9 protein-coding genes are annotated in these 6,193 nt (G+C 74.3%); 6 read left to right on the forward strand and 3 right to left on the reverse strand.

Going from position 1 to position 6,193, the window contains the following annotated elements:
* The first annotated feature begins 37 nt into the window (after positions 1-37).
* On the forward strand, positions 38-664 hold the full coding sequence (locus E1292_RS48960) for an FMN reductase (protein ID WP_132606651.1): 627 nt from the start codon (positions 38-40) through the stop codon (positions 662-664).
* A 42-nt stretch (positions 665-706) separates the two neighbouring features.
* Here E1292_RS48960 and E1292_RS48965 read toward each other — a convergent pair whose 3' ends face one another.
* The gene (locus E1292_RS48965; RefSeq protein ID WP_181958420.1) at positions 707-1,615 is read right to left on the reverse strand and encodes an NHL repeat-containing protein; all 909 of its coding nucleotides are present in this window, start codon (positions 1,613-1,615) and stop codon (positions 707-709) included.
* A 158-nt stretch (positions 1,616-1,773) separates the two neighbouring features.
* Here E1292_RS48965 and E1292_RS48970 point away from each other — a divergent pair, with 158 nt between their 5' ends.
* From E1292_RS48970 to E1292_RS48985, 4 genes are all read left to right on the forward strand, one after another.
* On the forward strand, positions 1,774-2,340 hold the full coding sequence (locus tag E1292_RS48970) for an ABC transporter permease family protein (RefSeq protein WP_132606652.1): 567 nt from the start codon (positions 1,774-1,776) through the stop codon (positions 2,338-2,340).
* Positions 2,341-2,368: 28 nt separating this feature from the next.
* Positions 2,369-2,974 (forward strand): cyclodeaminase/cyclohydrolase family protein, encoded by a 606-nt coding sequence (locus E1292_RS48975; RefSeq protein WP_132606653.1) that lies wholly within the window; start codon positions 2,369-2,371, stop codon positions 2,972-2,974.
* A complete protein-coding gene (locus tag E1292_RS48980) occupies positions 2,971-3,798 on the forward strand; it encodes a bifunctional 5,10-methylenetetrahydrofolate dehydrogenase/5,10-methenyltetrahydrofolate cyclohydrolase (protein WP_132606654.1) in 828 nt (275 codons plus the stop codon). Before E1292_RS48975 ends, E1292_RS48980 begins: the two co-directional genes overlap by 4 nt.
* Positions 3,799-3,909: 111 nt before the next feature.
* The gene (locus tag E1292_RS48985; protein ID WP_132606655.1) at positions 3,910-4,638 is read left to right on the forward strand and encodes a type 1 glutamine amidotransferase; all 729 of its coding nucleotides are present in this window, start codon (positions 3,910-3,912) and stop codon (positions 4,636-4,638) included.
* Here E1292_RS48985 and E1292_RS48990 read toward each other — a convergent pair.
* Positions 4,607-5,347 (reverse strand): sulfite exporter TauE/SafE family protein, encoded by a 741-nt coding sequence (locus tag E1292_RS48990; protein ID WP_246091001.1) that lies wholly within the window; start codon positions 5,345-5,347, stop codon positions 4,607-4,609. The genes E1292_RS48985 and E1292_RS48990 overlap by 32 nt on opposite strands.
* A gap of 65 nt (positions 5,348-5,412) precedes the next feature.
* Entirely contained in the window at positions 5,413-5,856 is a 444-nt protein-coding gene (locus E1292_RS48995) for an alpha/beta hydrolase family protein (protein WP_132606656.1), read from the reverse strand.
* Here E1292_RS48995 and E1292_RS49000 point away from each other — a divergent pair.
* Positions 5,839-6,193, forward strand: a 355-nt coding sequence (locus E1292_RS49000; RefSeq protein WP_220447442.1) for a hypothetical protein, incomplete at its 3' end; no start/stop codon positions are given. The genes E1292_RS48995 and E1292_RS49000 overlap by 18 nt on opposite strands.

Raw genomic sequence — 6,193 nt, forward strand, 5'->3', positions numbered from 1 at the left:
CGCCCCACCCGCAGGACACCTGGAAGGACCGACGCACATGAAGCTCGCCATCGTCACGGCCGGCCTGACGCAGCCCTCCTCCACCCGCCTGCTCGCCGACCGCCTCGCCGAGGCGGCGCGCCGGCGGCTGGAGCGGGAGGAGCCGGTGGACGTACGCGTGATCGAGCTGCGCGAGCTGGCCGTGGACGTCGCCGGCGCCTTCGTGGCCGGCTTCCCCAACGCCCGGCTCCGGGCGGCGATCGAGGAGGTGACGGAGGCCGACGGGCTCATCGCGGTCACGCCGATCTTCAGCGGCTCGTACAGCGGCCTGTTCAAGAGCTTCTTCGACGTGGTCGACAACGCCGCGCTGGAGGGCAAGCCCGTGCTCATCGCGGCCACCGGCGGCACCGCCCGCCACTCGCTGGCGCTGGAGCACGCCCTGCGGCCGCTGTTCGCCTACCTGCGCGCGATCGTCGTCCCGACGGCCGTCTACGCGGCGTCGGAGGACTGGGGCGGCGGTGGCGACGCCTTCACCGACGGACTCGGCGAGCGCGTCGCCCGCGCGGCGGGCGAGCTGGCCGGGCTCATGGAGCACCGCGCGCCCCGGCGGAACGACGCCGAGGAGGTCGTCCCGTTCGAGCAGCAGCTCGCGGCCCTGCGCCCGGCGAACGGCGAGGTGCGCTGACGGCCGCGGGAGCGCGGACCCGCCACGTCCCCGCGGCCCCTCTCAGCGTCTGACGGCGACCACCGTGTAGGGCGTCTCCGGTGTCGGCGTCGTGGTGAAGCGGGCGTTGGGCAGGTAAAGCCGGTGGCCGTAGGCGGCGACCGTCGTGGGCACGTCGAAGCGGGGGTCGGTCAGCCGCTTGACGAGCTTGCCGGACGAGGCGTCGCGGGCCAGTTCGATGGCGGCGACCGCGTTGAGCCGGTTGAGCACGGCGTACAGGGTGCGGCCCGACAGGAGCAGGCCGTCGCCGTTGGTGAGCGCCTCGCCGTCCAGGTCCACCTCTGTGGTCGCGCCGGAGGACGGGTCGGCCTCGAACAGCTTACCGGTGTTCGACTGGACGATCAGCAGTGACCTGTGGTCAGGGCTGGGGGCGATGCCGTTGGCGTTGATGCCGGTGCCGTACTGGATGTCGCCCTTGAGCGGGATCTTGACGGCCTTGGCGGGCAGCGCACCGCCGCGCCCCAGCTCCAGCTTGTAGAGCACCGGGTTGGTGGAGTCGGTGAAGTAGGCGGCGCCGCGGGTGAGGATGACGTCGTTGACGAACGACTCGCCGGTGGCCAGCGTGTACGACCTGATCACCTTGCCCGTGCGCAGGTCGATCACCCGGGCGTCGCCGCCCGTCCCACCGGCCACGAACAGCCGCCGCCCGTCCGTCTTGAGACCGAGCGACGGCGTGCCCGGCCCCTTGCTGACGACGGCCCCCTTCCCGGTACGCAGGTCGGCCCGGTAGATGTCACCGGTCGCGCGGGAGCCGAAGTAGGCGTACGGGCCCGGCCCGATCGCGATGCCCTCGGGCTGGAACCCGTCGGGCAGGTCGAACGTGCTGGGCTTGCCCGTGGCCTGCGCGGGGACGCTACCCACGAGGAGGACGGCCAGGGCGCTGAGTGCGGTCTTCAGGATCGCGGATCTCATGCGGCCCACGATGCCCGCGCGCGCGGAGGCGGGCAACGGCCGCCGGCGGGCTTCACAGCGATTTCGCAGGAACGTCCAAGGGAGGGACCACGGGGCCCCTCACGCGGACGAACCTCGCACGGTAGCTTGGGACAGAGCCGAACAAACGGGGTTTTAATATGTCAAACGGTGCCCGTCATGCTCTCGGAGTGGTCGCCGGGCTGCTCCTGCCTCCGCTGATCGCCGCCGGACTGTCGTTCGGAGTCGGCGAATTCACGACGCGTTCGAGGATCGCGTTCGAGCTCTCCTGGCTCGGGCTGGCCGTCATCGCCGTGTCGGCGATCCTGCTCGCCTTCCTGGTCGGCTCCCGCCTGTCGCCGGTGGCGTCGCTGCTCGGCGGCCTCATGTTCACCGCGCTGGGCGTGCTGCCCGTCCTGGAGATGGTCACCCGTCAGCGGCTCCTGCCGAACCAGTGGCTGCCCGACGTCGTCGGGATCGGCTACCAGACCCTGGCGTACTCGTGCCTGCTGCTCTTCCTCGGCATCACGGTGCTGGTCGCCTCCCTGTTCCCGTCGAGGTGGCGGGCCACCCACCGCCCGCCGCCTCCCGACCACCACCTCGAGTACGGCCCCGAATACGGTCACGGGTACGGCCCCGCCCAGGCGCCGTACCCGCAGCAGGGCGGACCCGCCTACCCTTCGCAGAGCGGCCCCGGGGACGCCACGCGGCCGATGTTCCGCGAATGAGCCAGGCGGGGCCTGGCAGAATGCCGCCATGCGCGACTCAAAGATCGTCGACTTCCTGGCCGAGCTGGCCGACAGGGTGCCCGCGCCCGGCGGCGGCGCGACCGCGGCCCTGCACGCGGCGCAGGCCGCCGCGCTGCTCGGCATGGTGGCCCGCTACACCACCGGCGAGAAGTACGCCGGCCACGCCGGCACCGTCACCGGGGTGATCGCCGAGACCGACACCCTGCGGGGACAGGCGCTGAAGCTGGCCGAGGAGGACGCCGCGGCCTTCACCGCGGTCACCGACGCCTACCGCCTGCCCAAGGGCGAGGAGCGCAGCGCCGCCATCGCCAGGGCGCTGGCCGCCGCCGCCGAGCCGCCCGCCCGCGTGACCGAGACGGCCACGCGCGTCGTCGAGCTGTGCGAGCTGCTGCTGCCCATCGCCAACCGCAACCTCGTCACCGACGTGGCCGCCGCCGCGGACGCCGCGCGCGCCGCGCTCTCCACCGCCAGGGTGAACGTCGAGGTCAACCTGGGCGGCATCGAGGACGAGCGGGCACGCCAGGAGCTGACCGGCCGCCTGTCCGGCGTCGACGCGACCATCGCCAGAGCCGACGCGGTGGCCGCCTCCGTACGCGAGGAGATCAACCCGTGAAGACGTTGCCGGGCAAGGAACTGGCCGCCGCCATCCGCGCCCAGACGCAGGCCGAGGCGGCCGCCGGCCGGCAACCGCGCCTGGCCGTGGTGGTGGCCACGGCCGACGAGGCGAGCCTGTGGTACGTCCGCTCGATCGCCAAGGCCGCCGCCGGCGTGGGCATCGCCTGCGACCTGGTCGACCTGGGCCCCGGCGCGACCCCCGACCAGATCGGCGAGACGCTGGCCCGGCTCAGCGCCGACGCCAACGTACACGCCGTGATGCTGCAGACGCCCCTGCCCGAGGGCGCATCGGCGCAGGAGCTGGCCGGCGCGATCGACCCGCGCAAGGACGTCGACGGCGCCAACCCGCTCTCGCTCGGCCGGCTGGCGGCGGGGCTGCCCGCGTTCCCGCCCGCCACGGCCGCCGCCGTGATGGCGCTGCTCGACCACTACGAGGTGGAGCTGGAGGGGCGGCGTACCGTGGTGGTCGGCCGTTCGACCGTGGTGGGCAAGCCGCTGGCGCACCTGCTGCTCGACCGGAACGCCACCGTCACCGTCTGCCACTCGCGCACCCGCGACCTGGCCTCCGTCACCTCCACGGCCGAGGTGCTGGTCGCCGCGGCGGGCCGGGCCGGGTTGGTCGGCGCCGCGCACGTCGCGCCCGGCGCGGTGGTGATCGACGTCGGCACCAACCCCACCGAGGACGGCGGGCTGACCGGCGACGTCGCCTCCGACGAGGTCGCGGGCGTGGCGGGCGCGCTCACCCCGGTGCCCGGCGGCGTGGGGCCGGTGACGACCGCCCTCCTGCTCCGCCACACCGCCAGGGCCGCGAACCTGCCGTGACCCCCGCATCCCCGCCCCCGACCCTGGCCCGTCGTCTTCCGCGCCCGCCCGCGGCGCACCGGCGCCGGGCCCGTTCCGCCCCATGTTCGCGAACCCCAGCGGAGGCCCACGATGGGTGATGTCCTGATCGTCCAGAACAGCCTCAGCGGCGGCCCCGGCCGCGTGGGCGGGTGGCTCGAGGACGCCGGGCTGAAGCTGGACGTCGTGCTCGCCCACGACGGCGCTCCCCTGCCCGGCCGCCTGGAGCACGACGCCATGATCGTGCTGGGCGGGGGCTACCTGCCCAGCGAGGACGACAGGGCGCCGTGGCTGGCCGGCACGCGGCGGCTGGCGGCCCAGGCGCTGGCGGACGGCGTGCCGTTCTTCGGGATCTGCCTGGGCGGCCAGCTCATCGCCGAGGTGGCGGGAGGCGTGGTGACCGGCGACACCGGGGCGCCCGAGAACGGCAGCGTCCCGGTCACGATCCGGCCCGAGGCCGCCACCGACCCGCTCTTCCACGGCCTGCCCCCGGTGGTGCCCGCCGTCGAGCATCACAAGGACGCCGTCACCGGGCTGCCCGAGGGGGCCGTGCACCTGGCCGAGACGGCGGCGTGCCCGTACCAGGCGTTCCGGGTGGGCGAGCGGGCGTGGGGCGTGCAGTTCCACCCGGAGGTGACGCCCGCGCGCATCCGGGAGTGGCGTGCAGAAGGGTACGACCCCGGCGAGATCTACGAGCGGGCGGTGGCGGACGAGCCGGTGTCCACGCCGATCTGGCGCCGGGTCACCGGCAGGTTCGCCGCGCTCGTCAAGGAACGGGCGGGCGTCCCGGTCAGGCCACGTACGAATCCCAGCCCAGCTTGATCGCCACTGCCAGCCCGCAGGCCGCCGCCAGGTAACGCAGGCCGGAGCCCGGCATCCTGCGGGCGATCTTGGGGCCGGTCCATCCGCCGAGCAGGAACCCGGCCGCCAGCGGCGCCGCCGCACCCCAGTCCACCGGGCCGAACAGCGCGAACCCGAGCGCCGCCACCGCGTTCGCCAGCCCGGACAGCACGTTCTTCATCGCGTTGAGCTTGGCCGCGGGCTGCGCGAACGTGGCCGCCAGCACGGCGAACACCATCAAACCTCCGGCCGCGCCGAAGTAGCCGACATAGATCGTCACGGCGAACAGCCCCACCCGCGCCGTCAGCCCGTGCTCGCCGTGCGCCCGGGCGGACGGCGGGCGGGCCAGCAGCAGCGAGGCCATCGCGATCAGCCACGGCGCGATCAGCTCGAACGTCTCGGCCGGGGTCACCAGCAGCAGGAACGCGCCCGTCGCGCCGCCGATCGCGGCCACCGGGCCGAGCCGGAGCATCCGGCCGCCCTCACCGGCCAGCTCGGGCCGCGAGCCCGCCGCGGCGCCGATGCCGGTGAAGACCAGGGCGACGGTGTTGGTGACGTTCGCGGTCAGCGGGGGCAGGCCGAACGCCAGCAGCGCCGGATAGGAGACGATCGACGCGAGGCTCACGACCGTGCTCACCACGCCGGCCACCACACCGACGCCGAGCAGTCCGAGCACCTCTCCGACGATCACCTGGACATGCTAGGCGGTGACCGGATCGTGCCCTGCGGGCGGGTGGCGGCCTCGCCGCGCCGCTCTCAGGCGAGGGCCGCGGTGATGGCCTCAGCCGCAGCCCGCCAGATCGAGGTGGTGGGAGTGATGACGTCGAAGTGGTCGCCGGGCAGTTCCAGGTACGTCACGTCGTCACCGGCCCGCTCTGCGGCCTGGGCGTGCCGGCGGCCGAAGTCGATCAGGTCCAGGTCGTCGGCGGCGCCCTGGACGATGAGCTGGGGCACACCGATCGGCACCCTGAGCAGGGGCGACCCGGCTCCGTAGGCGTCCGCGCCTCCGGACGGCCGTTCTCCGCGAGCGGTGGAGGGGCCGCCCACGGCGGCGGCGACGGCACCGGAACTGAGCCACCGCCGGTCTCCCTCGACCAGGTCCAGCACGCCCGCGAGCGACACTGCCAGCGCGGCCCGCGCCCCGTCGGCCACCGCCCGCAGCGCCAGCTGCGCGCCGGCCGAATGGCCGACCACCGCCATGCGATCGAGGTCCAGATCGATCCCGAGGCCCAGCCCAGGGTGCGGGCCCCGGTCACGCCCAGGGTCATCGCCACGACCACGGCCGCGGTCATGCCCACGATCACGCCCAGCGCGATCGTCACGACCACGCCCTGGGTCATCGTGGCCGTCACGGTCAGGGTCTCGATCGGGGACGCGGCCGAGCATGGGGTCGTGGTCACACCGGCGGGCGGGGCTCCCGTCACGGTCACCGTCCCGGATGGGGCCGCCGTCGCGGGCGGGATTCCCGTCACGGGCCGGGTCACCGTCACGGCCTCCGCGGGCCGGGTCGCCGTCGCGGGCGGGGTTGCTCGGGGTG

It is taken from the genome of Nonomuraea deserti (genome assembly GCF_004348685.1).
GTDB classification, from domain to species: domain Bacteria; phylum Actinomycetota; class Actinomycetes; order Streptosporangiales; family Streptosporangiaceae; genus Nonomuraea; species Nonomuraea deserti.